At 33.8% G+C, this 921-nt stretch carries 1 protein-coding gene and 1 pseudogene; both read right to left on the bottom strand.

The features are described 5' to 3' along the window. Positions 1-36 precede the first annotated feature (36 nt). A complete protein-coding gene (locus HMPREF1253_RS05315) occupies positions 37-453 on the bottom strand; it encodes a sigma factor-like helix-turn-helix DNA-binding protein (RefSeq protein ID WP_023055729.1) in 417 nt (138 codons plus the stop codon). 314 nt (positions 454-767) lie between these two features. Continuing rightward, positions 768-921, bottom strand: a pseudogene (locus tag HMPREF1253_RS09940) (MATE family efflux transporter); the annotation flags it as partial.

The following is a 921-nucleotide window of genomic DNA, read 5'->3' as shown; positions in this document are numbered from 1 at the left end:
TTTATAAAGGAAAATCTGCCCCCATCTACAAGGCGTTTACTTTATAAATTCTTTCAAAAGCACCTTTAGCTTTTTAAGAATATTGTTTTTTCGCCATTGTATAGCTTGATAGCTCACTTTCTTACCTCTCGCTATGCTTGATAGCGTTTCATCATTGAAATACAAACGCTCTATGATGTCCCTTTCCTCATCGTTTAGTTTTGATATAGCATTTCTGACTGCCTCAATCATCATCTGTGTTTCAACAATCTTTTCTACATCAACGCTTTCATCAGCAAGGTTATCTATAAAATGTCCATCATGATCCAATGATGAAAAAAAGAGCAAGTGGTTTTTCTTGTCCACCTGCTCTAAATACTTTTCGTGTTCTTTTTCTCGCCAGTAGACTTTATAAATATCTTCACTGACTTTTACCTTTTGCCCTCTGACATAAAGGTAATACTCTTTTGACATAAAGTTTCCTCCATTTCTTTCTTGTCTATTTGTTTTTCAGACAAAAAAGGAGGACTCCTGCATCTTGGCATAAGAAGTCCTCTAAATGAAAGAAACCTGTTCTTTCTTTTACTATATTTAATTGTTTAGACGAGAATATGGAAAGACAGACAACTGTAAATCTTATAAGAAAAAGGAAGGATTTTGTTTTGAGTTATAACTTCAAAGAAATATATAGCCTTTATCATATCCTGTCCCTCCATTTTACAACTAACTATTCCTCATAAATTAAGCCCTTCTACTATTTCAGGTATCCACGCACATAATAAAAAATCTTATGCTTGTACTTTTTCTTTGCTCATCTTATTTAGTTCTCCAAGCATCATGAAGATTCCAACAACAATCATAATGAAATCAACAAGGGGCTGTGTGAACCAAACAGCTTTTACTCCAAATACCATTGGCAGAAGAATCATTGCAGGAACAAAT

Origin of the sequence: Peptoniphilus sp. BV3C26, from assembly GCF_000478985.1 — a bacterium.
Classification (GTDB): Bacteria; Bacillota; Clostridia; order Tissierellales; family Peptoniphilaceae; genus Peptoniphilus_B; species Peptoniphilus_B koenoeneniae.
The sequence above is the reverse complement of the archived record's forward strand: the minus strand, read 5'-3'. Positions and strand labels throughout refer to the sequence as shown.